The following is a 24895-nucleotide window of genomic DNA, read 5'->3' as shown; positions in this document are numbered from 1 at the left end:
GAGACCGGGTGTTTAGATGACTCCCGGTTTTCTTGCAGTCTATTACTGTTTTAAGAGGTTACACGCACTTTAAGATAAAGAGAGAGGGGATGTCTATGTCTTTCCAGCCTAATCCGGGAGATTCCATCCGAATTAACGGCAAAACCTATACGGTAGGCCAACATCCGGCGGCACCCGGTTTGGCATACGCTCAAGCCGGCAGGCAGGGGATCGTGTACCAGCTGCTTCCTGTGGAAGGCGGAATGCATGAGGCTAAGGCTTTAAAAGTTTTTTTTCCGAAATATCGCGTTCCTGCGATGGTATATCAATCTGAAACGATGGAGATCTATAGCGAATGCCCGGGTTTGCAGGTCTGCAAACGAGACGTGCTCACTCCGGAAAGAAACGGAGAATTGATTGCCGAACATCCGGATCTGCTGTATGCCGTGTTGATGCCCTGGGTATTCGGGGTAACGTGGTTTGACATGATCGCGGATCAACGGCAGCTGAAGCGGACAGAAAGCCTGTCGCTTGCCAAGGCGCTTTCCGGCATCGGTTCGGGGATGGAACAACGCCGCTTGGCCCATTGCGATTTGTCCGCCCCTAATGTGATGCTTCCGTTTTTTTCTGAAGTCGATTTGCCGGACAACAGCTCTGCAGTCGAACTTGTGGACGTGGAACAAATGTACAGCCCGAAGATGGACCGGCCTGATGTGCTGTTATCCGGGTCGCCGGGATATGCTGCGCACCGTACGGTGCAAAGCGGGCTTTGGAGCGCTTACGCCGACAGGTTTGCAGGCGCGATTATTCTGAGTGAAATGCTTGGATGGTGCGATCCGCATGTCGTTGAAAAGGCATGGGGCGAAAGTTATTTTGATCAGCATGAAATGCAAAATGCGTGTGAACGGTATTTTGTGCTTAAAAAATCGCTGGAACGGAATTGGGGCGCCCCTATTGCCGATCTCTTCTCGCGCGCCTGGGAAAGCCAGGATGTCAGCAGTTGCCCAACCTTTGGCGAATGGCTCGTTACTCTTAGTTCCATAGACGGAGAACAGATTCTCCAGGAGGAGATCGAAATATTCGCTGTGCAGCAGGAGGGTGAAGAGCAATCCGGAATTGGAGCAGGAGCTGCCGAAGCGGCCGCAGCCTTGCCGGCAGTCGATCCGGAAGCGAAGGAAACGCATGACGGGTCGTCGCCAGACAAACAGGATGACAAGATCGTTCGCCGTTTGTTTTTGCAGGCGCGGGAGTTGGAGGGAAAGGGGAATCTTGGAGGGGCACTTGAACTTTACAAGTCTGCGCACCATTTTGTCCCGGCCGGCTCGCCGCTGCAGATTGAGTTGGAAGCTGCCATCCGCGGGCTGGAGGAGACGCTGAACACCGGGCCGGTAGACAATGCAAGAAAGGTTCCGTTTTACCGTTCTCCCAAATGGCTGGCCGTTGGAGCCGCTGTATTGCTTTTGATCGGGGGTTCGGGCATCGCCGTCAATCAAATCTTGGCAGACCGAACTGAAAACCGGAAGGCGGCCGCTGAAGCGCTGCTCAAACAGCAGGAAGAGGCGAAACAACAAGAGGCAAAGCGGCAGGAGGAAGCAGAGCGGCAGGAAGAAGCCAAACAGGCGGCGCTGAAAAAAGAAAATGACGAGAAGAAGCTGCAGCAGGCGCAAGCGGAGAAAAAGCGGCAGCAAGAAGAAGCCCAAAAGCTGGCGCAACAAAAAGCCGAGAAGCAAAAACTTCAGGAAAAATATAATCAGCAGGCGAAATACGAAGCATATCTTGCCCAGCAAAAGCTGATTGAAGAAAAGAAAAAGGAAGCGGAAAGGAAACGTCTGCAGGAGCTGCAGGACAAACAGGCCAAATATGAGGCGGAGCAGAAGCGAAAGCAAATCGAGCTGGCGAAGAAAGAAGCCGCCCGCAAAGAAGCTGCAGTCAAAGCCAGGGAACTGGAAAAGAGAAGGGCAAAACAGGTGGTTCTGCTAATCTCTTACTATAATCAGGCATATAACGCGCAAATTGGCGGAAAAATGGACAAAGCCAGAACATACTCCATACAATTTACAAGTTTGTATGAGAAAGATGCGCAATATTTTAAAAAAGTGGGAAAAGTAGGTACGCGCGCAAACGCGATTTATAAATTTTTGTCCAATTATAATTATGATCTGCCAAACATCTGAGTTATAATCAACATCAAAAAGGGGAGTTAGACACAAAGATGAATTATACCATTCAGGCTTCCCAACGTACGCCGGCGCTCATTATTTATTTGATCGACATCAGCGCGTCCATGAATATGCTGATGGATCAAAAGCGGCGGATCGACGTGGTATACGAAGCTTTGTCTTTGGCCATCCGGCAGATGGTATTCCGGTCAACCAAAGGCAACCGGCTTACGCCGCGTTATCGGATTGCGATTTTGGCCTATAGCGACGATGTTTACGATCTGCTGAACGGGATTAAGGGCATTGACGAGATTGCGGCGGTTGGTTCGCTGCCGGATTTGACCCCGAAACGATTTTCGGACTCGGCCAAAGCTTTTCTTCAGGCAGAACGTATTTTACAGTCTGAATTGCCGCATATGCAGGATTGTCCGGCTCCGCTCGTATGCCATATGACCGACGGGGTTTCCACAGGGGATGATCCGGAGCCGATCGCCAAACGGATTATGAGCATGAGCGTTCCAGACGGCAACGTGCTGGTGGAAAATATTTTTATTTCCGATCACATTTTAGACCAGCCGATTCCGCAGCCGCGGCGCTGGAAAGGAATCCATCCTGAAACCGCGCTGCAGGACGAACATGCGGTCAAGCTTCGCAATATGTCTTCGCCTTTGCCGGAAAGCTATAGAGAAATGCTTGCTGAGGCGGATTATCTGCTTGCGCCCGGGGCGCTGATGATGCTGCCGGGGAATTGCGCGGAGCTGGTGTCCATCGGATTCCAGATGTCGGCAGCGACGCCTGTTAGAGCGTAGGGAGGGGAGTCTATGAAAATGAATACAGCCTCAACACATGACAAGTTTACTTTTATCAGTTCTCAGTCCTCCGAGCAAAACCTTTCCACGTATGAAGGCCGGTTTATTTGCCGCTATGCGTACGGACGTGCGATGGAAAGCCTGGTTCAGGGGGAAAAAGGGCAGGATTTCGTGGGAATACATATTGATGGGGATGCCTGCAATTTTGTGCTATGCGACGGGGTCGGCATGAGTTACCGAGGGGATTTTGCCGCGAGATTTCTGGGCCATACGCTGCTCGATTGGCTGGGGACGACCCGGGATTGGTCTTCGGCGGGATTCGCGGGTTTCATGCGCGAGATTACGGAAACGGCCTCCGAGCAGTTGAGGCAGCTTACGCCACCTGGAGAAGCGCCGTCATTGCTGCGCGAGGTGCTGGAGGACAAGCAGCGGCTGGGCAGCCAGACGATGTATATTTGCGGGCGTATAGAACTGCCGTCATCCCGCAAAAAACAAGGCCGAATCTGGATGGCGTGGCAGGGGGATTCCCGTCTGCGTTTTTGGAAAAAGAATGAGGAGATCAGCGAGTATTTTCGCGCGACGATGCAGACGAATCAGCGCTGGTCTACTTTGACAGGGCCTGTCGGCGGACCGCCGCATGTGTATCAGACGCGGCTCGAATATGATATACCGATGAGACTTCAACTGTATACGGACGGGCTCGATGACTTGGACCCGATCCGTGAGGTACTGCCAGACGAGCAAATCCAGGTGCTGCTGAACGCACCGCATACCGGCGGGCTGCAGGATGATGCGGCCTTTCTGGAACTGTACTGGTAAAATAGTGAGACTCTAGCACTAAATCGACTCAAATAGTGAGACTCTAGCACTAAATCGACTCAAACGCTATGCGCTTTCTGCATTAAAGAAAACGTATGGCGTTTTTTTAAAACTTCCGGGGTCCCCACAAAGTAATCGGAATACGCCTCAAAGGCTACACGTCACTTTGTGGGGTTATTAAAAATTTCCGGGGTCCCCGCAAAGTAATCGGAATAAGTGGGGTTATTTTGCGGGTTTGAGAGGAAATTTCCTGGCTCATGATATGCAGAAACCTTTTTTGGGTAATCTTGAGAAAAAAGCAGCATAATAGTGCGTGTTGAAAAAGGCCGGTTTTCAGCACCGAGAAGGTTGAATGAAGATAGGGACTGAGGAGCGGAGCGTACGATTTGGGTACGTGAGCACCGGAAGGCCCGGCTGAATTCAAGATTCGATGCCGAGTTCACTTCCTGATTCACTTCGTGATCAAAAGCGGACTTTTTGAACAACCTCTAATAGAACCAGGATACCAAAGGAGAGATCTGCATGAGCCAGGAGCAAATAAACAAACTGCGTTTTGCCGGAAAAACCGCGATTATCACCGGCGCCGGTTCCGGAATCGGCAAGGCAGCTGCCGTTAAAATGGCCACGGAAGGGGCCAATGTGGCATTATTCGATTTGCTGGATGACCGCACGGAGCAAACGGAAGCGGAAATTAACGCCATCCGGCCCGGCGCCGCGCGTGCTTTTGATGTGGATACTTCGGATGCCGCCAGGGTCGAAAAAGCGGTTCTCGAAACCGCGGAGCTGTTTGGAACGGTCGATGTCGTGTTTGCCAATGCCGGCATTAACGGCGTTTTATCCCCGATTGAGGACATGAAGTTGGAGGATTGGCAGCATACGTTAAGCGTCAACCTGAACGGTACGTTTTTGACGGTAAAATATGCGATTCCACATCTCAAAAAGCGTGGCGGAAGCATCATTATCACGAGTTCGATTAACGGCAGTCGGGTATTCTCCAACTTCGGCATGTCAGCTTACAGTACTTCCAAGGCGGGCCAGGTTGCTTTTGCCAAAATGGCGGCGCTGGAGCTGGCCAAATTCAAAATCCGCGTGAATGTCATCTGCCCGGGTGCAATTTCGACCAACATCGATCAAAGCACGGAAAAAACGGATGAGCTCAAAGAAATCGTCATTCCGGTTCAATACCCTGAGGGCAGCCAGCCGCTAAGGGAAGGGCCCGGATCACCCGAAAATGTAGCCGACCTGGTCGCATTTCTCGGTTCAGACGAGTCCATCCACGTTACGGGGGCGCAAATCATCATTGACGGAGCGGAATCGCTTCTGCGATAACAGTGCTTGTAAGAAAACCGTTTCCGCTTGCGGCGGAAGCGGTTTTTGTGCATTTGACAGGATCTTGCCGTCATGTTTTCATAGAGAAGTATGGAAATTTTTAAGAAGGGGAGGCCCCTTTACATGAGCATTATGTCATGGCTTGCTGAACAAAGAATAAACGAAGCAATGAACCGGGGAGAATTCGAACAGCTGGCCGGCAAAGGCAAACCGCTTGAGCTTGAAGAACTGTCGCATATTCCCGAAGACCTGCGGATGTCCTATAAAATCATGAAAAACGCGGGTTGCATCCCTGAAGAAATGCAGCTCAAAGGCGAACTTTTAAAGCTGCAGGATTTAATCCATGCATGCGAAAATGCCGGCGAAAAAGAAAAGCTGAGAAAAAGTCTGACCGAAAAGAAGCTGCGCTTTCAATTGCTGATGGAGCAGAGAGGTTTAAGCGGCAGTGCGGTCTTTCAGGAATATGGGCAAAAAATGCGCGAGCGTCTGCAAGATTCGTAAAAAGCCGATTTTAAAAACCTCCATCTTTCCTGAATGTTCAGCAGGAATTGATAGAGGTTTTTTGACATATCAAGTATAGACTTCCGGGGTCCCCGCAAAGTAATCGGAATAAGCTTCGAAGGCCATGCGTCACTTTGTGGGGTTATTTGCTGCTATTTCCTATCCATGCAGACGGGATAATATTTCATCGGTTATGATGATAGGCATGGCAGGCAGTTTATCCATTTGGAAAAGCGGGATACAGTCATAGGCGGATAAAGGCTCCGGTTTCCCGATCAATCCTGCGACCCACATCAGCCAGCCGAGCAGCCGTTCAGGCGCCGTTCCCGTTTCGCGAATCGCGGCGAGGCTTGTCCCACCATGCCGCTTGGCCAGCCGTTTGCCGTCAGGTCCCATAAACAGCGGAACATGAGCGAAGGAGGGAGCTTCCATCCCAAGCGCCTTATAAAGCATGAGCTGGCGCGGGACGGAATCCAGCAGATCGGCTCCGCGCAGGATATCCGTGATTTGCATCCGATGATCGTCGACGACGACGGCGAGCTGATAGGATATCATCCCGTCGGCTCTGCGAACGATGAAATCGCCGCCTGCAGCCGCATCGAAAACTTGCAATCCGGCTACGCCGTCTTGGAAAGAAATGATCTCGTGCGGGACCTTGAACCGTAGGGAGGGCTGCTTGTCCAGCGATTTGCGCGCAGCCTCCTCAGCCGTTAAATTGCGGCATGTTCCCGGATATGCCGGTCCTTCGGAAGAAAGGCCGTGGGGTGCGCGAGCGGCTGCCATCAGGTCGGCCCGGCTGCAGAAACAAGGATAGAGGCAGCCCATGCCGCCCAGCTGATTCAGGGCCTCCATGTAATATTCCAAACATTCGCTTTGGGTATAGGGGCCAAAGGGGCCGCCGACATCCGGTCCCTCATCCCAATCCAGCCCAAGCCAATACAGATCGTCAAGTATTTGCCTTGCCAGGTGGGGTCTGGATCGCTGGGTGTCGATGTCCTCCATCCGCAGCACGAAGATGCCGCTTGAGCTGCGAACTTGCAGCCAAGAGAGGAGTGCTGCCCAGGCGTTGCCGATATGCAGCTCGCCGGAAGGCGTGGGCGCGAATCTGCCCCGCATTGGACGTTTGTTATTTTGGCTCACGTTAAATCGTCTCCTTGCACAATAACTTCGTACATTTTATAGCAAACCGGCGTGGATATCCAGCCCTGTGGGGCCCTATAATGATAGAGACAAAAGAGACGAAAAAACGGGCCTAACATCCCTGAACTATACAACCGAAAGACATGGTGAGAAACGAATGAATGAGTTGCCGATTCAGAAGGTGCTTCCCGAGCTCAAGGAAAAACTGCGTACAGCCACATCCGCAGTGCTTGTGGCCGAACCGGGCGCGGGGAAAACGACGCAGGTTCCGCCTGCTTTTTTGGAAGAGGACTGGTTGTCAGGCCGCAAGATTATTATGCTCGAACCACGCCGTCTGGCAGCGCGTGCCGCGGCTGAATACATGGCCGGAAATTTAGGCGAGCAGACGGGGGAAACGGTCGGATATCGCGTAAGAATGGAAAGCCGGACCGGCAAAAAGACAAAAATCGAAGTCGTGACAGAGGGTATCCTAACTCGGATGCTGCAAAGCGATCCGGAGCTTGCGGATGTAGGCATGATTATTTTTGATGAATTCCATGAACGCAATTTGCAGGGAGATCTGGGGCTGGCGCTTGCTTTGGAATCCAGAGCTGTGCTTCGGGAGGATTTGCGGATTCTTGTCATGTCCGCCACACTCGAAGCGGAACCGGTGGCGGCTTTGCTCGGCGATGCAGCCGTGGTGAACTGTCCCGGACGCCAGTTTCCGGTAGAAACGGTATACAAGCCGCCTGCTGCCGGAATCAAACCCGAGCAGCATATGGCTGCGGTTATACGCGAAGCTGCAGCGGACCATCCCGGGGATGTGCTTGCGTTTTTGCCCGGAGCCGGAGAAATCCGCAAAGTACAGGCGGAACTTGAGCGAGGAGGCATCCCGGCTGGTTGCGTCATCCGGCCGCTGTACGGCCAGCTGCCGCAGCAGGAACAGGACGCGGCCGTGCGTCCGGATCCGGCAAGCAGGCGTAAATGGATATTGGCGACGTCGATTGCGGAGACAAGTTTGACGATTGACGGGGTCCGCATCGTCGTGGACAGCGGGCTCATGCGTACGCAGCTGTTCTCTGCGCGGACCGGCATGCCTTATTTGGCCACGGGCCAGGTATCCCGGGCATCTGCTGATCAGCGCAGAGGCCGTGCAGGGCGGACCGCTCCCGGGGTAGCTTACCGGCTGTGGAGCCGCGAAGCCCAGGATCATTTGCGTGAGCGGAATGCTCCGGAAATCCTCGAAACGGATCTGGCGCCGCTTGTTCTCGAACTGACGACGTGGGGAGTACGGGATGCGGACAAGCTGTTGTGGCTCGATCCGCCTCCAGCCCAAGCCTATGAGCGGGGCCGGGAACTTTTGCAGCGGCTTGGAGCCGTGACGAAGGACGGAATGATTACGGATAAAGGGAAACGAATGGCTGAGCTTGGCATGCATCCCCGGCTGGCGGTAATGATGCTTCAAGCTGCTTATCTGGGGCATGGGCGGCTTGGATCCACGCTTGCAGCTGTTCTTCAGGAAAGAGATCTATTCCGTGGGGCGGAGCGTGACGCGGATATCCGGAGCAGAGCTCAGGCTGTTTGCATGTGGGAACAAGGGGGAGCTGTCAGGGATGCCGATGAGTCCGCTTTGAAACGGATCGCCCAAGAAAGCAAGCATATTAGGAAACAAACTGGAATAGCTGCCAGTGAAAAGGTCGATCTTGAAAAATGCGGTTTGCTGCTTTCATTTGCTTATCCGGACCGTATCGGTCAGAACCGCGGAAATGGGAAGTTTTTGCTTACTTCCGGGCGGGGTGTCGAACTGCCGGGAGCCCAGCTCTTGAGCCGTTCAGCCTATATCACTGCAGCCGCAGTCGATGACCGAAAAGGAGCTGAAGGTAAAATTTTGCTGGCAGCACCGCTAAATCTTGAGGATATTCAGCGCTATCATGGGGACGAGATCGTGGATGACACGGTAGTGGAGTGGGATCGGACGTTAGGGAGCGTAAAAGCGCGCAAACAGACCAGCCTCGGCGCCGTTATTCTCCGCGAATCACCTGCGGAGCAGCCGTCCCCGGAACGGGTAGTCTTGGCCTTGCTGGAGGGGATTCGGACCGAGGGGCTCGGCATCCTCCCCTGGACCAAACATGCCAAGCAGCTGCGCCAGCGTTTGCAGATGATGCACCATGCGGATCCAGAGTGGCCGGATATGAAAGATGCCGCTTTGCTTGGGAGTCTGGAGGAATGGCTGCTTCCATATCTTTATGGCGCCAAAAGCCGCACGGATTTGCAAAAGCTGCAGTTAGCGGCCATCCTGGAACAGACGCTGGGTTGGGATAAGAAAACGCGCCTTGATGAGGAAGCGCCTACGCATATCACGGTACCAAGCGGCTCCAGAATAATCGTTGATTACAGCAATCCTATGCAACCCGTGCTTGCAGTGAAACTGCAGGAAATGTTCGGCCTGCGTGAAACGCCGCGGATCGGCCGCGGCAGAATTCCGCTGACGCTGCATCTGTTGTCTCCGGCACAGCGGCCGGTTCAAATCACGTCGGATCTGGCAAGCTTTTGGGCGAATGGATATTTTGACGTGAAAAAGGACTTGAAAGGCCGGTACCCCAAGCATTATTGGCCGGATGATCCGCTTGAGGCTATTCCGACCAGACGAACCCGGCCTCAAACATGATCAATGCTTCGGGGTGAATAATATAGGCTTCTGCCATCGGCAGAGGCCTTTTTAATATCGAAAACAAACATTATCATTTACCAAGTTTACTCCGGTAACATCGCCAATGCCTTGTGCGCCCATTTGACATCCCTGGAGAATTGTTCGGCAGCATCTTGATGCAGCCAGTCTTTGTCCAGGCAAAGCTGAAGCAGGCGCTGTTCAAGTTGAATGGAAGCGGTCAGCTGCGGCAGCAGTTCATGGATTAGTTCCCGGCTATTAGCCGACTCCAAACATTGTGCCAGCATTTGCAGGCGAAGAAGATTATCCTGAAGCAGGTCTTCGGCGATGAATTGGTCATTAAAGGCTTTCATGCCCAGCAAGCTTTCCATCATGGGGTTCAATGCTGTCACCTCTTAGGCGAATATCTACGATTGATGGTCCGAGGAGTGCGTAAATCGTTTATGCGCAAGCTTTAGCAGCTGTCGGTTTAATGCGGAGCATTCTTTTGCAATATCCGCAAGTTCAGGGCTGGAGACCAACTGCATGAAGGTACCGGATTTAATTAAACGTAACGTTTCATGTCTTATAAGCATTTGCCAGTTCAAAAGATTAGCCTCAGGGACGGCGCTTGGTTCGGGACGGATGATTTCCATATACGGCACTCCATTTCTTTTCAAAATATTATAAGCGGGAAGGTAATAACCTATCCATTCAAACAAAAAATGAAAAAAAGTATTGACTAAAGTCTAAAAATCATATATCTTTATATCAAGATAAATAACGAAACACATGGGAGAGAGAATCATGATAAGATTAACGAAATATTAGAAAAAATTTTTTTTTGATAAATATCTTTAAATAAAGCTAAACAAAATTGAGAATAATAAAATGGAGGAAGATAAATATGGTTGCATGGGGTTTGCTAATTATCAGATTGATTGTAGGATTGACATTTGTAGGGCATGGAGCCCAAAAACTGTTTGGCTGGTTTGGAGGCTATGGCATTAAAGGAACGGCGGGTTGGTTTGAGTCGATTCATGTGAAACCTGGCGTTTTAGCGGCAATTGTGATTGGCTTGTTCGAGTTTGCAGGCGGACTGCTGTTTGCGGCAGGCGTGTTGACGCCTCTTGCGGCAGCGATGATCGCGGTGACCATGATCGGCGCAATCGTGACCGTTCACGGCAAAAACGGCTTTTGGGCCACGCAAAACGGGTATGAATTCAACCTCATTTTGCTTGCGGTTGTGGTCGGGGTCGCATTAACTGGGCCTGGGGCATATCACTTGTTTTAAATTTTCAGCCGCTTTTTTGAAGATTATAGAATGTATAAGTTTTAAGCAGAGCTTAAGTCATTCTATAATCGCAAGAAAAACATCCGCTAATAGCGGTCTGTCTTCTGTGAAAGTACGTCGATAGACGTTTTTCTTATTCCAATTCAAGGGGAGGGATGACCCGATGAAAATTCGTCTGTATACACCGGCAATGCAAGGAAAAGGGGTTTTTGATCACGGAAAAATCACCGAACAGAAGCCAATCGGCTTTTCTGGGGAAGGTTCTGTTATCAACCGTGTCGGACCATTGTTTTATTGGGCATGGGCCCATACGCCTTCGCAAGGGTATATTCCCTCACACCCTCACTACGGGTTTGAGATTATGACGTATGTATTGAGCGGAACGGCGGAGCATGGCGATTCTTTGGGAACGCGAAGCACTGTAGGCGCCGGGGGAGTTCAGGTCATCAAAGCAGGCAGCGGCGTCAGTCATGAGGAACGGTTCCTTGGACCGGATATGGAGGCATTCCAGATCTGGTTCGAGCCCGACCTGCAGGCGGAATCCCGGAAGTCGCCCGCATACGAACAGTATGAGTCTGGGGAGTTCCCAGTGTCCGAACAGGATGGTGTGCGTGCGGTCGATATTCTCGGCAATGGTTCGCCGATCCGTTTGACGGCCGAAGCGAAAATGCGGGACGTTGAAGTACAGCCGCATAGCGCATACCGTCATACATTGTCCGAGGGAACCACGGTTGCGGCGCTTGCTGTCCGGGGGGCGGGAAACTGGGAGTCAGGTGAAGGGCGGCACGAAGCCTTCCGGGAACGTGATTTCATGCTTCTAACCACCGCCGATGCCGAAAAGAACATTTTGCTTCGCGCGGATCATGAACCCGTCCGGATGCTGCTTATCGAAGTGCCAGATCGTGTAAACTATGGGCTAATCCCCAAAAAATATTAAAATGATTTGTCAAAGGAGCGCGTCAGATGATACTATTCTGGCTGGCGCTCTTTTTTGTTTTTCGCGCATAGCGGAGTGGTATATACAATAATAAAAGATTTTTGTGGACTGGAGATGAGGCGAATGCCCAAAAAGGAGCGGATCGGTGAAATCGAACTACTGCGCGGTCTGGCCTTTCTGGCCGTAGCGCTGCAGCATTCGATTGCCCACTATGCCGCAGTGGATGGAATTGGGCCGGCGGATGGGTTATGGATGACCCTTTTGGTGCTTGCAGCCAAGTTTGCCGTTCCTGTCTTTATTTTTATTACGGGATTGGTTCTGTTTTACAATTATGACGGTTCACTCCGGTATGGATCGTTTATAGGCAAACGGTTTAAAGATATTCTGGTCCCCTATATATTTTGGTCGCTGATTTATTTTATAGTAAACCAAGGTTTGGGCCATCCGTTTTGGCCTCAGTTCGGGAAATGGGCCATGATGCTGATCACCGGGAAAAGCAGCTACCACTTATGGTACATCGTTATGATTTTTCAGTTTTATTTGCTGTTTCCGCTGCTCAGGTATATCATGCGCGAGTGCGCCCGGCGTACTTCATTCCGCTGGCATGCCTGGACGCTGGCCGGTTTCGGCCTTGTTTGCCTAATGCTGCTTTATAATTTATTCCGAATAAGCGGATGGATGGCGGAGGCGGATATTCCGGTTTTGACCCCGTTTTTTACGACGTATGCGGATCGCAACTTCTTGTATTTTGCGTTTTATTTTATTCTCGGCGCTGCGGCAGGGATGAATCCGGACCGTTGGAAGCGGCTGCTGCTGAAAGGAAAATACGTTTACTGGCCAGCATTCCTGCTTTTGTTCGGGTATTATGCATATATTACGGTGCAAAGCTTCGGAACGCCACCTGAATATCATGTCTCGTTTAACATGCTTGCATTATTGCGCCCGCTTATTACGTTATTTCTTGTCAGCTCTATTTTTGTGTTTTATGCTAGCGCGAAAAAATGGACTGAAAAGTCAGGGCCAGGCAGCTTAAAGGTGATGAATGCGTTAGGCCGTTATTCTTATGGAGCGTATCTGGCGCATGCATTAATGTTGAGGAATAGCTACAATTTGGATCACTGGCTGTTTGCAGGGTGGAATGTGACCGTACGGATGATGATTTCTTTTCTGGTTTGCGTCGTATTATCGTATGCGGTGGCGATGGCGCTCTCATATCTGCCCTTTGGGAAATGGATGATCGGCGTGTCGTCGCTGCGTGCCAACAAACGAGGCAGGTTCCCTGCGCAGTCTTCAGTCCCGTCCCGGTCGGTTGAAGGCGGCTGATTTTACGTGATGTACTGTTAGGCCCGCTCTGTTTTCGAGATCGAAAGCAGTAGCGGGTCTTTTTTGTTAGTGGAGTCATTTTCATCATTCAAATTGGTTAAGTAGCATGGAGCTCGCCTAGGTTTTTATTCGATAATTGCATCATATGAAAAATTCATAGTAGGGAAAATGGCGATTTTGCATACAACCTGCTTCAAAGGGACTTTATTGCTGCTAACATCATTTCAAGCATTAGAACAAAGCGGAATGTGGATAAATATTAGCAACCTAAGAAAACAGGCATCATTTATTCGCTTCTCAGAGCCGCACAAATGACGCGGTGCAGATCTGCCCCTTATGAAGTGGTTCGGATCTCATGATGCAATGCAGATTCGGAGCTCATGATGCGATGCGATCTGCTATGATGTGATTCGCGCTCATGATGCGATGCGATTTGCCTACGATGCGGTTCGTACTCATGATGCGATTCGCAGAAAAATTTAACGGACACAGCGGCCGCTATTGAGGTCAATTTTGAGCATTATGATTTTTAACGGACACAGATGCAGCTATTTGGTGAAAAAACCTCTTTTGGCGGTGTTTCGGAGCAATTAAGCGCTGTGGTGTCCGTTAAAATTTAAAAATGGCTGTTTTTAGCCAATTAGCGGCCGTGATGTCCGTTACTATGAACTTTTACAGCCTGAGCACTAGGACGAGAGTAAATATGCGAGCGACAGCTGGTTTTTAAGCTTATCCGTGGGCTGGTTTTTAAGCTTATCCGTGGGCTGGTTTTTAAGCTTATCCGTGGGCTGGTTTTTAAGCTTATCCGTGGGTTGGTGACCGCATATATTGCCTGCGTGTTTTTCGTACGTCATCATAGCTGGAACATATTTGAGGTACCGATTCCTTATTGGCTTTCGCTTCCCAACCTGAGGAATTTCTTCCGGAAAGCCGCAGTGAATTTCAGTTGAAGATTTCATAATATGCATATTGAAAAATAGTTGTTTATAATGGAAAGTAAATTGGTTAATGAAGGAAATGCAAAGGGGGAAATGATGTGGCTTTTATGATTGCCCAGCGTGCTTTTATTAAAACGTATCTGATCACGATGGTTGAACAGCACCGGGGATATGGCTATCAGATGCTGGAGGAGATGAGAGCGGAATTTAAGAGCTTCGGTTACGCCCCGCCGCAAAGCGAAATTTATCGGGCGCTGCATGAATTGGTCCAAGAGGGGATTTTTTACCGGACCAAGCAGCTTAAGGGCAATGACCCACGCGTTGATTTTCAGGAGATTGTGTTATATCACTTTACCGAAGACGGCCATGAAAAAGCCAAGCTGTATAAAAAACAGGTGAAAACCGATTTGGACCGCTGTCTGGGCATGTTGAACAAGGCGGTTAAGGATAATTATTGATGAGTGAAGTGCGAAGGTATTAGAAGCGGCATCAATGATTTTATAATCAAAATTTTGTTTGCTCTAAATAGGGGGATAGGCGCTTGAAATGGCACATTTTCCAAAAATAACGATGAAACATTTTCATCTTGGCTCTGGTTATGATATAAAAAATAGAGGGGATGTATATAATGAAATGATCACCCGTTTGAGTAGCAACCGATTTGGAGGTAATGGCAATGGATGAACATATGCAGCGCCGACTGGATAAGCAGAGAAAGCTGTTTAAGCAGCTGGGTATACATTTGGATGCTCTTTCGATTCACGAAAAGGTCTTTAATACCAAACTCAGAGGGTATGATCCGGAAGAAGTGGACTCCTACCTGGATGAAATTATTAGCGATTATGAACGATTTTACGCAACGATTTCCGATTTGATGGATAAATGGCAGGAGCAGCAGGTCGCCTTGCGCGATATGAAATCAGGCTCCCGTTCCGAACCTGAACGTTTCACCATTGATCCGAAGCAAATCGAGGACATCGTGCTCAAAATGGAGTACAACCTCAGACAGCTCAAGACCAAGATCAGACCCGAACCTGATTTTTTCGTGGATTGATACAGCTACATAAATCAAGCAAGAAACTCCTCCGGAAACAAAGTTTTTGGGGGAGTTTTTTTACATATGAGCATTTGGCAAAAATCCAAGGAGCGGCTTTCAATCTAGCAATAAATAGAGCGAAACGGTTTAGTTCGTCTATATATTGTACCCGGGAGCGGTTGGAACCGAATTTTGCAAAATCCTGATATAAGAAAGTAAAAATTTCAAGAAGCCAATATCCTTACCGCGCCTGGCGCGATTTTTTTAGTTTTTCTTCAAAAATCCTTTTGATGGTGTATGGTAAGATAAGCATACGCGCAAACATAGATCAAATGAAGTTTTTTTATGATCATAGATTGATCATTGTTAAATTTATATGAGATGTACGTGTTATATGCTAAATTATTGCAAATACATAAGGTTGTCTGTGATTAAATTAGTTGTTTACAAGCAGATTTATGTAGACTATGATCGGTTTAATATTTATTTTGATCAATTTATGATTTTTATTGATTGTAAAATGATCATTATGTTAATATTCAAACAAGGAGATTGATGGGAAATGTCAACTGAAAGAGAGAAGCTCATTTTGGATTTATTGCATGAAAATTCACCTTTGTCCGTTGAAGAACTGGCTCAGCAATTGGACGTGTCTGAAGTCACGGTTAGGCGGGATCTTGCAGCGATGGAAAAGAAGGAGCTGATTTCAAGACGTAGAGGAGGGGCTGCCCTTCCCGATCAGGACAACGAACCGCTGTTCATCCAACGTGAGAAGAAAAACCATGACTTCAAGCGGCAAATCGGCCAATATGCAGCGAGTCAAATACGCGAAGGGGAGGTTATCGCTCTTGATGTGGGGACCACGACGGCGGAGGTTGCCAAAGCGCTAGTCAAGCGCAGAGGCATTACGGTATTTACTTCATCCTTTCAGGTCGCATCGATTTTATCCAAAAGCAATCTCCAAGTATATATGATTGGCGGGCTTATTCGTTTTAATGAAATGTCGATGGTGGGCAGTATTGCGATCGAAACGATCAAAAAGTTCAATTTTGACCGTTATTATCTCGGACTCGCTTCATTAAACAGGGAACTCGGATTAACGGATTACAGCGTGGAAGAGGTTGAAGTCAAGCAGGCCTTTATCTCACAATCCAAGCAAGTGATTGCCCTGGCAGATAAGACTAAAATGGGGACTTCATCGCTTCTCAAGGTATGCGAATACGATCAGGTAAGCGAGATCATCACCAATCGCAGCGATGGCGAACATCATCCGGTTTTTGACTTGGGGTTTAAGGGGAAAATCACATTGGTATAGTGCTGGGCCCGCTTTCCGGATTTGATGAAGCCTTTTAAGCGGGGGGATTTCAAAAATATGTCATATGTAATGGGGATCGACATCGGGACATACGAATCCAAAGGGGTGCTGGTAGATCCGCGGGGTCGAATCCTGACTCAGCATGCGGTTGCTCACCGGCTTGACATTCCCAATCGGGGATGGGCAGAGCATGATGCCGAGCTCACCTGGTGGCATGATTTTAAATGGCTGTCCAATAAGCTTCTGAAGGATGCCCGATCCAGGTACGGCATACGTTCCGAAGACGTGAAGGCAGTAGGAGTGAGCACCATCGCTCCCGCGCTTTTGCCGATTGACAAGAACGGGATACCGCTGCGCAAAGCGATTCTCTATGGAATCGATACCCGGTCCGAGCAGGAAATCACGGAACTGAACCAGCTCGGCGGGGAAGAAAAAATCTTTGAAATTGCTGGACAGTCCTTATCTTCTCAGGCTGCCGGCCCTAAAATTTTGTGGATCCGCAAACATGAACCCGAAATTTACTCCAAGACCTATCAATTTTTATGCGGTTCAGGTTATCTCGTTTATAAGTTAACGAATGAATGCGTCATAGACCGATATACCGCCATCAACTATGCCCCACTATTCGATATCCGTTCCCAAACATGGAACCCGGATATGGTATCGTTAATCACGGATGCCGACAAGCTTCCGCCCCCAGCATGGAGTACCGACATCGTAGGAAAAGTCACACTGAATGCCTCTATTGAAACAGGGCTTGCCCCGGGAACGAAAGTCATTGCCGGCACGGCCGACGCCATGTCCGAGGCAATCAGCATCGGGGCCGTACATGAAGGCGATCTGATGATGATGTATGGAAGCTCTACATTTTTTATCCTGACAACCGACCAAATACCCAAAACGAAACAGCTGTGGCCCAATCTGCATGTCATCCCAGGCAAACATACATTGACAGGCGGAACAGCGACGGCAGGTTCGCTTACGCGCTGGTTCGTCGACCAATGTTTGGGCCGGGATTCAAGCGGAGCGTCAGCAGGCATGACCGTTGAAGAGGCTTACGCTTACATGACCGAACAGGCCGGGCTTAGCCCTCCGGGAGCTAACGGATTGATCACGCTGCCCTATTTCAGCGGCGAAAGAACCCCTGTACATGACGCTTTTGCCAAAGGAATGATATTTGGTCTGTCACTGAATCATACGACGGCAGATCTATATCGTTCTTTAGTGGAAGGAATCTCCTATTCGATCCGGCATAATTTCGAGGCGATGAACCAGTTGGGCGCATCCATCAACCGGGTGGTCGCCGTCGGCGGCGGCGTCAAAAGTCCGCTGTGGCTGCAAAGCGTCAGCGATATATGCCAGGTTCGCCAGACAATCCCGAAGGTGACGGTTGGGGCTTCATATGGAAACGCTTACATTTGTGCAATGGCGCTTGGCTGGCATCATAACTTAAGCGATGTTGGCCATTGGGTGGAGATTGACCGCTCCGTTGACCCTCGGCGTGAGCATTTGGAGCTGTATGAACGTTATTACGATGTTTACCGACGGTTGTATGAGCAAACCCAAAGCTTGATGAAGGTTTTATGACTGAAAACAGCATTTTCGGAAAGCGGTTACAGGCAGAGGAGGTAAGCGGATGGAGCAAAAATTAGAAAAAATGAAAAATAGATTGCGGGAGCTGACATCGCTTCCGGCAGTTTCCGGTTATGAAGATCCGGTCATCCGGTATGTGCGGGCACAATTCAAGGATTGCGCTCAAGAAGTTCATGTGGATGCTCTAGGCAATGTGACGGTCAAAATGAACAGATCTGCGGTTCCCGAACCTTACCGGGTTATGGTATTTGCACATATGGATGAGTTAGGGCTTATGGTCAATAAAATCGAGGAGAGCGGTTTTCTTCGCGTGGAGCGCCTTGGCGGCATACCTGAGAAAAGCTTGGCCGGGCAATCGGTGATCATCGAAGCCGGCGGGAAGACTTGGAACGGGGTGATCGGTACCAAGTCCCATCATGTTACGCCAAGCGATGAGAAATACCGGGTCCTACCGGTAAGTGAAGTGTTTGCGGATTTCGGCTTCAAATCGCGGCAGGAAGCAGAAATGGCCGGAATTGATGCAGGCACGCCCATCATGTATCAACGGCAATTTTTTACCAACGGGTCCCGAGTATTCTCCAATGCGCTCGATAATCGGGCCGGATGTTTAGCGCTGCTGGAATTAGCAGACCTGGTGAAAGACAAGGAACTCTCATGCGAGCTGTATTTGGTGTTTTCGGTTCAGGAGGAATTCAATTTACGCGGCGTTCTGCCTGCAGTGAGGCGCATCAACCCGCAGCTGGCCATTACGCTCGATATAACCATTGCCACGGATACACCCGACTTGCTTAACAAGGGAAACATTTATCTGGGAGGCGGACCAAGCATCGGAATGTATACCTTCCATGGCCGCGGCACGCTTGGCGGGCTGATTCCCAATCCAAAGCTGGTTCAACATATCAAAAAGATTGCCGCAGCGCATCATATCCCTCTTCAGCCGGCTGTCTTTATGGGGATATTGACCGACGCCTCTTTCAGCCAGTTGGAGAATGAGGGACTGCCGATGGTGGATCTTGGATACCCTGCCCGTTATACTCACGCCCCCGTCGAGTCCGTGGATTTGGAGGATGTTCATAAACTGGTGCTGCTTTTGGAACGGCTTGTTTATACGTTTGACGGAAGCATTGATTTTAGCCGCGGTTAACTTTAATGCGATAATACTGCATTGATGCAATGAATGAAAAATATTCGTGTACACTACTATTTGGGAGAGGATGAGTTCATATGACATGGTTAAAGGAAGTGTTGGGGACAGAGAAAGCGGTTATTGCGATGTGCCACTTGATGGCTTTGCCGGGAGATCCTTATTTTGATAAGGAAAAGGGAATGGATTATGTCGTCGAAATGGCCCGGAAGGATCTGCACGCGCTGCAGGATGGCGGCGTGGATGCCGTGATGTTCTCCAATGAATTCAGCCTGCCTTATCTGACAAATGTGAAGACGGAAACCGTTGCCGCAATGGGAAGGGTGATTGGTGAACTTAAGTCGGAAATTAAGGTTCCTTTCGGAGTCAATGTGCTTTGGGATGCCAAAAAATCATTGGACCTGGCGGCTGCTACGGGCGCGCTTTTCATTCGCGAAATTTTTACTGGGGTGTATGCCAGCGATTTCGGCTTATGGAACACCAATGTAGGCGAAACGGTACGCCATCAGCAGCGGATCGGAGCCGAGCATGTGAAGCTGTTGTTCAATATCGTGCCCGAAGCGGCTAAATACGTGGCGGAGCGAGATATCGAAAGCGTGGCGAGATCGACCGTATTTAATAACCGTCCGGATGCGTTATGCGTCTCCGGTCTTACGGCCGGATCGCGGACGGATTCCCAGATTTTGAAACGCGTGAAGGACTCAGTGCCGGATACCGTTGTGCTTGCCAATACAGGCGTCCGCCGCGACAACCTGATCGAGCAGCTGACGATCGCTGACGGGGCCGTGGTTGGAACCGCTTTTAAGATTGACGGCAAGTTTGAAAATCATGTGGATCAGGCGCGTGTAAAAGAATTCATGGATGATGTGAACACATTCAGAAAGCCGAAAGTGGCCGTATAAAGACTTCAGGATTTTGCAATATTTCTCTAAAAAACAATTTGGGGAGGAAGCGAATGATGTTAAAAAAACGCTTAATGTCTGCAGTCGCCATGCTGCTTATCTTCAGCGTCATCGTTCTCACCGCTTGCGGTGAGAGCGCACCAGGAAGCAGCAAGGAAGGAAAAGGAACGGGCCAAGGGAATCCTGCTAGCGGCAAAAAGTATAAAATCGCAACGGTAGTCAAGTTGACAGGCGTGGCATGGTTCGACCGCATGGAAGAAGGCGTGAAGGAATTCGGCCAAACCACAGGCCATGAGACTTTCATGCAAGGTCCGCAGAAAGCGGACGCGGCGCTGCAGGTACAAATTATCGAAGATTTGATCGCGCAGAAAGTGGATGCTATCACGGTTGTTCCGTTCTCGGCCGAAGCGCTGGAGCCCGTGCTTAAAAAAGCGCGCGACAAAGGCATCGTTGTTATAACGCATGAAGCGGACGGCATGGCAAACACCGATTTTAACATCGAAGCATTCGACAATCTGGAATACGGCGCTTTTTTGATGGATAATCTGGCCAAAGCGATGGGCGAAACCGGAGAATACATGACGACGGTAGGGAGCCTGACCACCAAGTCTCATATGCAATGGGAGGAAGGGGCTTACAAGCGTCAGCTGGAAAAATACCCGAATATGAAAGCGGTTGCGAGACAACTCGAAACAAGTGATGATCAGAAAATAGCGAGCGAAAAGCTTCGTGAAACATTAAAAGCATATCCGAATCTGAAAGGGTTCCAAGGGGCGTCCGGCAATGATGCCGCAGGCGCGGCTTTGGCCGTCGAAGAATCGGGTCTCATCGGGAAAATCCATGTCGTCGGAACAAGCGTGCCTTCCGTATCGCAAAAATATTTGGAAAGCGGCGCGATGTCCATGATCGGCTTTTGGGATCCGGCGGAAGCGGCGAAAGCGATGAACACGCTGGCTGTGAAGGTGCTTGAAGGCAAATCAGGGGAAATTAAGGATGGATACAATCTGGGTGTTCCCGGATATGAGAAATTAAAAGTCGTGGACGGCAAATATCTGTACGGCAGCGCATGGGTTGGCGTGACCAAAGATAACGTGAAAGATTATGATTTCTAAGGAAAGGATGACCCCATCATGCCTCAAGCCCTCATTGAGCTGAGTCAAATCAGCAAATCTTTTGCCGGCGTTCAAGCTTTAAAGGACGTGTCCTTGCGCATCGAACGCGGCGAGATCCATTGTTTGGCCGGGGAAAACGGCTGCGGGAAATCCACATTGATCAAAGTCCTGTCCGGCGTGTATGCGCCGGACAGCGGCGAGATCTATATCGATGGGGAATTGCGCCCCCATCTTACTCCCATTGATGCGATCCATGCCGGCATCCAGGTCATTTATCAGGATTTTTCGATTTTCCCCAATCTGACGGTTGCGGAGAACATCGCTCTGAATGGCGAATTGGCGCAGCGAAGAAGATGGATCAGCTGGAACAAAATGCGCCAAACAGCGAAACTGGCGCTTGAAAAAGTCGGCGTCGATCTCGATCTGAACGAAAAAGCAGAAAACCTGTCCGTAGCCGATAAGCAGCTGATTGCGATTTCGCGCGCGCTTATGCAGGAGGCCAAGCTAATCGTGATGGATGAGCCGACAACAGCTCTTACCCAGAAAGAAGTACGGTCTTTATTTCATGTGATTGAAGGATTAAAGCAAGACGGCATATCCATCTTGTTTGTCAGCCATAAACTTGAAGAAGTGTCTGCGCTCTCCGAGCGGATTACGGTAATGCGAAACGGAAGGAATGTCATCTCCGACCAGGCAGGCCTGCTTGACCGCGAGAAGCTGGTTTTCCATATGACCGGTCGTCAAATTGACGAGAGTTATTTCGATTTCCGAAAGCAAACAGGCACGCCTTTGCTAAGGACCGAACGACTGTCGCTCAAAGGCTGCTTTGACAACATATCAATGGAAATTTATCCGGGTGAGATTGTTGGCTTGACCGGGCTCTTGGGTTCCGGAAGGACTGAATTCGCGGAGTCCCTGTTTGGTCTTTGTCCCGCAACCTCCGGCCAAATCTATCTGGAAGGCAAACCGGTGCGAATCGATTCCGTTCAGGCCGCAGAAAAACATCATATCGCTTATGTGCCGGAAGACCGCTTAACGGAAGGGCTGTTCCTGAATCAATCCATTGAACGCAATCTGATCGTTAGCGTCATTGATAAACAGACCGGCCGATTGGGTATGATTGATAACCGCCAAGTCAGACAGACGGTTCGCGGCTGGATCGAAAAGCTGGGGATCGCGCTTCATTCGCCGCTCGCTCCGGTGAAGACGCTGTCAGGAGGCAATCAGCAGCGTGTCCTTCTCGCGCGATGGTTGGCTAACGCTCCCAAAGTGCTGATTTTAAACGGGCCATCCGTTGGCGTAGATATCGGTTCCAAGGAGGATATTCACCAGGTCATTCGGGAACTGGCCCAGGAAGGCATTGGTGTCCTGATGATCTCTGATGACCTGCCCGAACTCAAACAAAATTGCAGCCGCGTGCTGGTGATGAAACGGGGCCGGCTCGTCGGCGAGGCGGAAGGAAGGTCTTTCACGCAAGAGAAATGGGCTGAAATGCATGACAAGGCAGATTCCGAATCAGGCAGTACGAATCCTGGGCCAGACCATGACAGGGGGAACACCGCATGAGAAAAAGATTCAAGACCACTGAGTTTTATGTTGCGATCATCATTTTGATTTTATTTACCGTCATTGGCTCTCAAAATGGCGCATTTTTCAGCTCTGCCAACATGTTCGATCTGATTAGAAGCAGTATCGTGCCAGGCATCTTTGTCATTTGTACGATGATGGTGATCATTTCAGGCGGCATTGACGTATCTTTTCCCGCCATTGCCACATTCAGCATGTTTACGGCTACGAAAATACTAATGCTGCTGCATTTTGAGGGGCCTGTTGTGGTTCCGTTCATTTTGGCAGGTTTGATCGGTTTATGCCTCGGTCTGATCAATGGGCTGCTCATTGCCTTTTTTAAGCTGCCCACTTTGATTGTGACATTAGGGACGTCCTCGATTTTCAGCGGTTTTCTGTTAACCTTCGTTGGCAGCCGTCAAATCAGCAATTTGCCCAAACCGCTAGAAGAATTCGGGAAAATGCAGTTTATCAAGTTCACCGATAGCGACGGTATTGTGATTGGACTGCCTATGTCCGTACTCATTACAGTGGCGGTTGTCATTCTGGTCGCCGTTATGATGAAATATACGATGATTGGACGCGGCATCTACGCGCTTGGGGGCGATCCGGTTTCCGCCGAACGCATCGGATTTTCACTTCCGTTTCTGCAATGTTTTGTCTACGGATTCGTGGGGCTGCTCTCCGGGATCGCCGGCATGATTCAAACGACGATGATGCGCAGTTCCAATCCGGTCGATCTGCTGGGGAGCGAGCTGTTGATCATTGCAGCCGTCGTGCTCGGCGGGGTGCGCATTACAGGAGGTCACGGCACGGTGCTGGGTGCGCTGCTTGGATTGCTGCTGATTGTAACGATCCAAAACAGCTTGATCCTGATCGGTATACCTTCGTATTGGCAGCGTTTTGTCATCGGCGCCCTGATTCTTGTCGGCACCGCGATTGCGGCATTTCAAATGAAACGGTCAACAGCCAAACAAACGTCAATCCTTATCTGAGGATTGTCTTTGAAGGAGGTATTTTATGTCCAACAACGCCTTAAAGCGTACGGAGCCCGATTTGTCCCATCATGATCTCTCTTTCTCATTCAGCCGATTTCTGAAATCGGATGGAAATTTGACGCGTCTGTTTATCATCATGGTTTTTGTCTTTATCATGATGTCGATTCTCAGCCCGCATACGTTTCTATCCATTGACAGCTTCAGCTCGATGGCTTTTCAGTTTCCGGAGATCGGCATTCTTGCATTAGCCATGATGCTGACGATGATTTCCGGCGGCATCGACCTTTCCATCGTGGGCACGGCCAATTTGACCTCCATTTTAGCGGCGATGGTGATGGTCAAGTTTATACCGCCGGATGCTTCTGCCGGGATCAGCATTCTATGGACGATGCTGGCTGTCATCGTTTCCATGGTTACCGGAATGATTTGCGGCCTGCTGAACGGATTTGCGGTTGGCAAAATCGGAATCCCCCCGATCTTGGTCACGCTTGGCAGCATGCAGCTGTATATGGGGCTGGCGGTCGTGCTTACCAAAGGCCAGGCAATTACCGGTCTGCCTGCAGCGTTCTCCGGCATAGGCAATGGCAGTTTGGCGGGCATCCCGGTGCCGCTCATCCTTTTTGCCGTTTGCATCGCCTTGATGTATATCCTGCTTAACCGCAGACCATACGGCATCAAGCTGCAGCTGCTTGGCACCAACCGGACCGCTTCCCGCTACAGCGGCATCAACAACACTAACGTATTGCTTAAAACTTATGCTATCAGCGGTTTATTGGCAGCGATCGCCGGACTAGTGATCATCGCGCATACGAATTCGGCCAAAGCCGATTACGGAACCTCCTACATTCTTCAAGCTATTCTCATTGCGGTCATGGGCGGGGTGAACCCAAACGGCGGCTTCGGCAAAATCGCAGGAATTGTCATGGCCGTTCTGACCCTGCAATTCCTCTCGAGCGGCCTGAATGCCCTGCATGTCGGTAATTTCTTCAAGGATTTCATATGGGGAATCGTGCTGATCCTGGTTATGGTTATCAATGTGCTTAGCCCAAAGATCAAGTGGGGACGAAGAAGGCACAGGATCACATAAAAAAATTAGCGAAGCAGATTGCTTGCTTCTTTTGTTGAAGTTAAACCAAGCCAGCCTGGAATGCATTCAATGCAAAGTGGGCTGGTTTTCATTATTTATAAATCTTACAGCCATACATAACGGAAAGTTGACTTCCGCATAAACGGAATATTATGATTGCATGTAAACAGGATGGATTTACAGATTATAGAAAGATAGATTCATATGAACGTGACCCCGATGCAGGAGCATTCGTGAAAATCGACGATTATGACTGGGATTATTATAACAACGGCTGAGTGGAGATGA

General features: G+C 49.8%; 22 protein-coding genes. 19 read left to right on the top strand and 3 right to left on the bottom strand.

The genetic code is table 11. The features are described from left to right. Positions 1-95 precede the first annotated feature (95 nt). From L6442_RS21345 to L6442_RS21325, 5 genes are all read left to right on the top strand, one after another. The gene (locus L6442_RS21345; protein ID WP_212980184.1) at positions 96-2153 is read left to right on the top strand and encodes a hypothetical protein; all 2058 of its coding nucleotides are present in this window, start codon (positions 96-98) and stop codon (positions 2151-2153) included. Positions 2154-2191: 38 nt separating this feature from the next. Then, entirely contained in the window at positions 2192-2947 is a 756-nt protein-coding gene (locus L6442_RS21340; protein ID WP_194230399.1) for a vWA domain-containing protein, read from the top strand. 12 nt (positions 2948-2959) lie between these two features. Further along, positions 2960-3766, top strand: coding sequence for a hypothetical protein (locus L6442_RS21335; RefSeq protein ID WP_237100033.1), 807 nt, complete (start codon positions 2960-2962; stop codon positions 3764-3766). A gap of 522 nt (positions 3767-4288) precedes the next feature. Further along, entirely contained in the window at positions 4289-5095 is an 807-nt protein-coding gene (locus L6442_RS21330) for an SDR family oxidoreductase (protein WP_194230398.1), read from the top strand. A gap of 123 nt (positions 5096-5218) precedes the next feature. Then, positions 5219-5596, top strand: a complete 378-nt coding sequence (locus L6442_RS21325; protein WP_194230397.1) for a DnaJ family domain-containing protein — start codon at positions 5219-5221, stop codon at positions 5594-5596. 159 nt (positions 5597-5755) lie between these two features. Here the strand turns inward: L6442_RS21325 and gluQRS are convergent, their stop codons facing one another. Then, positions 5756-6712 (bottom strand): tRNA glutamyl-Q(34) synthetase GluQRS, encoded by a 957-nt coding sequence (gene gluQRS / locus L6442_RS21320; protein WP_212980227.1) that lies wholly within the window; start codon positions 6710-6712, stop codon positions 5756-5758. A 181-nt stretch (positions 6713-6893) separates the two neighbouring features. On the opposite strand from gluQRS, the gene hrpB reads away from it, so the two are divergent. Beyond that, positions 6894-9383: an ATP-dependent helicase HrpB gene (hrpB, locus tag L6442_RS21315; RefSeq protein WP_212980183.1), complete on the top strand. Its 2490-nt coding sequence runs from the start codon at positions 6894-6896 to the stop codon at positions 9381-9383. Between the two features lie 86 nt (positions 9384-9469). Here the strand turns inward: hrpB and L6442_RS21310 are convergent, their stop codons facing one another. Further along, a complete protein-coding gene (locus L6442_RS21310; RefSeq protein WP_212980182.1) occupies positions 9470-9766 on the bottom strand; it encodes a hypothetical protein in 297 nt (98 codons plus the stop codon). Positions 9767-9790: 24 nt separating this feature from the next. Beyond that, entirely contained in the window at positions 9791-10018 is a 228-nt protein-coding gene (locus L6442_RS21305) for a hypothetical protein (RefSeq protein ID WP_212980181.1), read from the bottom strand. A gap of 251 nt (positions 10019-10269) precedes the next feature. Here L6442_RS21305 and L6442_RS21300 point away from each other — a divergent pair, with 251 nt between their 5' ends. The 13 genes from L6442_RS21300 to L6442_RS21240 all read left to right on the top strand — a co-directional run bounded on the left by L6442_RS21300 (position 10270) and on the right by L6442_RS21240 (position 24607). Beyond that, entirely contained in the window at positions 10270-10656 is a 387-nt protein-coding gene (locus L6442_RS21300) for a DoxX family protein (protein ID WP_212980180.1), read from the top strand. A gap of 163 nt (positions 10657-10819) precedes the next feature. Next, complete coding sequence (locus L6442_RS21295; protein WP_212980179.1) at positions 10820-11593, top strand: pirin family protein; 774 nt, start codon at positions 10820-10822, stop codon at positions 11591-11593. Positions 11594-11716: 123 nt separating this feature from the next. After that, a complete protein-coding gene (locus tag L6442_RS21290) occupies positions 11717-12916 on the top strand; it encodes an acyltransferase (protein ID WP_212980178.1) in 1200 nt (399 codons plus the stop codon). 1036 nt (positions 12917-13952) lie between these two features. Continuing rightward, a complete protein-coding gene (locus tag L6442_RS21285; RefSeq protein WP_194230391.1) occupies positions 13953-14312 on the top strand; it encodes a replication termination protein in 360 nt (119 codons plus the stop codon). Between the two features lie 218 nt (positions 14313-14530). Next, positions 14531-14908 (top strand): DivIVA domain-containing protein, encoded by a 378-nt coding sequence (locus L6442_RS21280; protein ID WP_212980177.1) that lies wholly within the window; start codon positions 14531-14533, stop codon positions 14906-14908. A 544-nt stretch (positions 14909-15452) separates the two neighbouring features. Beyond that, the gene (locus tag L6442_RS21275) at positions 15453-16205 is read left to right on the top strand and encodes a DeoR/GlpR family DNA-binding transcription regulator (RefSeq protein ID WP_194230389.1); all 753 of its coding nucleotides are present in this window, start codon (positions 15453-15455) and stop codon (positions 16203-16205) included. Between the two features lie 57 nt (positions 16206-16262). Beyond that, complete coding sequence (locus L6442_RS21270) at positions 16263-17792, top strand: FGGY-family carbohydrate kinase (protein WP_212980176.1); 1530 nt, start codon at positions 16263-16265, stop codon at positions 17790-17792. Positions 17793-17841: 49 nt separating this feature from the next. Further along, the gene (locus L6442_RS21265; RefSeq protein ID WP_212980175.1) at positions 17842-18942 is read left to right on the top strand and encodes a M42 family metallopeptidase; all 1101 of its coding nucleotides are present in this window, start codon (positions 17842-17844) and stop codon (positions 18940-18942) included. A gap of 80 nt (positions 18943-19022) precedes the next feature. Then, on the top strand, positions 19023-19844 hold the full coding sequence (locus L6442_RS21260) for a BtpA/SgcQ family protein (protein WP_212980174.1): 822 nt from the start codon (positions 19023-19025) through the stop codon (positions 19842-19844). Between the two features lie 53 nt (positions 19845-19897). Continuing rightward, complete coding sequence (locus L6442_RS21255; RefSeq protein ID WP_212980173.1) at positions 19898-20956, top strand: autoinducer 2 ABC transporter substrate-binding protein; 1059 nt, start codon at positions 19898-19900, stop codon at positions 20954-20956. A gap of 18 nt (positions 20957-20974) precedes the next feature. Further along, the gene (locus tag L6442_RS21250) at positions 20975-22522 is read left to right on the top strand and encodes a sugar ABC transporter ATP-binding protein (protein ID WP_212980172.1); all 1548 of its coding nucleotides are present in this window, start codon (positions 20975-20977) and stop codon (positions 22520-22522) included. Further along, positions 22519-23517: an ABC transporter permease gene (locus tag L6442_RS21245; protein ID WP_212980171.1), complete on the top strand. Its 999-nt coding sequence runs from the start codon at positions 22519-22521 to the stop codon at positions 23515-23517. The genes L6442_RS21250 and L6442_RS21245 overlap by 4 nt, the downstream gene beginning before the upstream one ends. A 25-nt stretch (positions 23518-23542) precedes the next feature. Then, complete coding sequence (locus L6442_RS21240; RefSeq protein ID WP_212980170.1) at positions 23543-24607, top strand: ABC transporter permease; 1065 nt, start codon at positions 23543-23545, stop codon at positions 24605-24607. Positions 24608-24895 lie beyond the last annotated feature (288 nt).

The organism is Paenibacillus azoreducens (assembly GCF_021654775.1).
In the GTDB taxonomy this organism is placed as follows: domain Bacteria; phylum Bacillota; class Bacilli; order Paenibacillales; family Paenibacillaceae; genus Paenibacillus_AQ; species Paenibacillus_AQ azoreducens.
Note: the sequence above shows the minus strand (reverse complement) of the source record. Positions and strands in the feature narration are given on the sequence as shown.

Bases quoted from the DNA above. Each gene is read 5' to 3' on its own strand.
- L6442_RS21295 (WP_212980179.1), top strand. From the start codon at position 10,820: ATGAAAATTCGTCTGTATACACCGGCAATGCAAGGAAAAGGGGTTTTT.
- L6442_RS21335 (WP_237100033.1), top strand. From the start codon at position 2,960: ATGAAAATGAATACAGCCTCAACACATGACAAGTTTACTTTTATCAGT.
- L6442_RS21340 (WP_194230399.1), top strand. From the start codon at position 2,192: ATGAATTATACCATTCAGGCTTCCCAACGTACGCCGGCGCTCATTATT.
- L6442_RS21275 (WP_194230389.1), top strand. From the start codon at position 15,453: ATGTCAACTGAAAGAGAGAAGCTCATTTTGGATTTATTGCATGAAAAT.
- L6442_RS21325 (WP_194230397.1), top strand. From the start codon at position 5,219: ATGAGCATTATGTCATGGCTTGCTGAACAAAGAATAAACGAAGCAATG.
- L6442_RS21330 (WP_194230398.1), top strand. From the start codon at position 4,289: ATGAGCCAGGAGCAAATAAACAAACTGCGTTTTGCCGGAAAAACCGCG.
- gluQRS (WP_212980227.1), bottom strand. From the start codon at position 6,712: ATGCGGGGCAGATTCGCGCCCACGCCTTCCGGCGAGCTGCATATCGGC.
- L6442_RS21280 (WP_212980177.1), top strand. From the start codon at position 14,531: ATGGATGAACATATGCAGCGCCGACTGGATAAGCAGAGAAAGCTGTTT.
- L6442_RS21270 (WP_212980176.1), top strand. From the start codon at position 16,263: ATGTCATATGTAATGGGGATCGACATCGGGACATACGAATCCAAAGGG.
- L6442_RS21245 (WP_212980171.1), top strand. From the start codon at position 22,519: ATGAGAAAAAGATTCAAGACCACTGAGTTTTATGTTGCGATCATCATT.
- L6442_RS21300 (WP_212980180.1), top strand. From the start codon at position 10,270: ATGGTTGCATGGGGTTTGCTAATTATCAGATTGATTGTAGGATTGACA.
- L6442_RS21255 (WP_212980173.1), top strand. From the start codon at position 19,898: ATGATGTTAAAAAAACGCTTAATGTCTGCAGTCGCCATGCTGCTTATC.
- L6442_RS21290 (WP_212980178.1), top strand. From the start codon at position 11,717: ATGCCCAAAAAGGAGCGGATCGGTGAAATCGAACTACTGCGCGGTCTG.
- L6442_RS21240 (WP_212980170.1), top strand. From the start codon at position 23,543: ATGTCCAACAACGCCTTAAAGCGTACGGAGCCCGATTTGTCCCATCAT.
- L6442_RS21345 (WP_212980184.1), top strand. From the start codon at position 96: ATGTCTTTCCAGCCTAATCCGGGAGATTCCATCCGAATTAACGGCAAA.
- L6442_RS21260 (WP_212980174.1), top strand. From the start codon at position 19,023: ATGACATGGTTAAAGGAAGTGTTGGGGACAGAGAAAGCGGTTATTGCG.
- L6442_RS21305 (WP_212980181.1), bottom strand. From the start codon at position 10,018: ATGGAAATCATCCGTCCCGAACCAAGCGCCGTCCCTGAGGCTAATCTT.
- L6442_RS21265 (WP_212980175.1), top strand. From the start codon at position 17,842: ATGGAGCAAAAATTAGAAAAAATGAAAAATAGATTGCGGGAGCTGACA.
- hrpB (WP_212980183.1), top strand. From the start codon at position 6,894: ATGAATGAGTTGCCGATTCAGAAGGTGCTTCCCGAGCTCAAGGAAAAA.
- L6442_RS21250 (WP_212980172.1), top strand. From the start codon at position 20,975: ATGCCTCAAGCCCTCATTGAGCTGAGTCAAATCAGCAAATCTTTTGCC.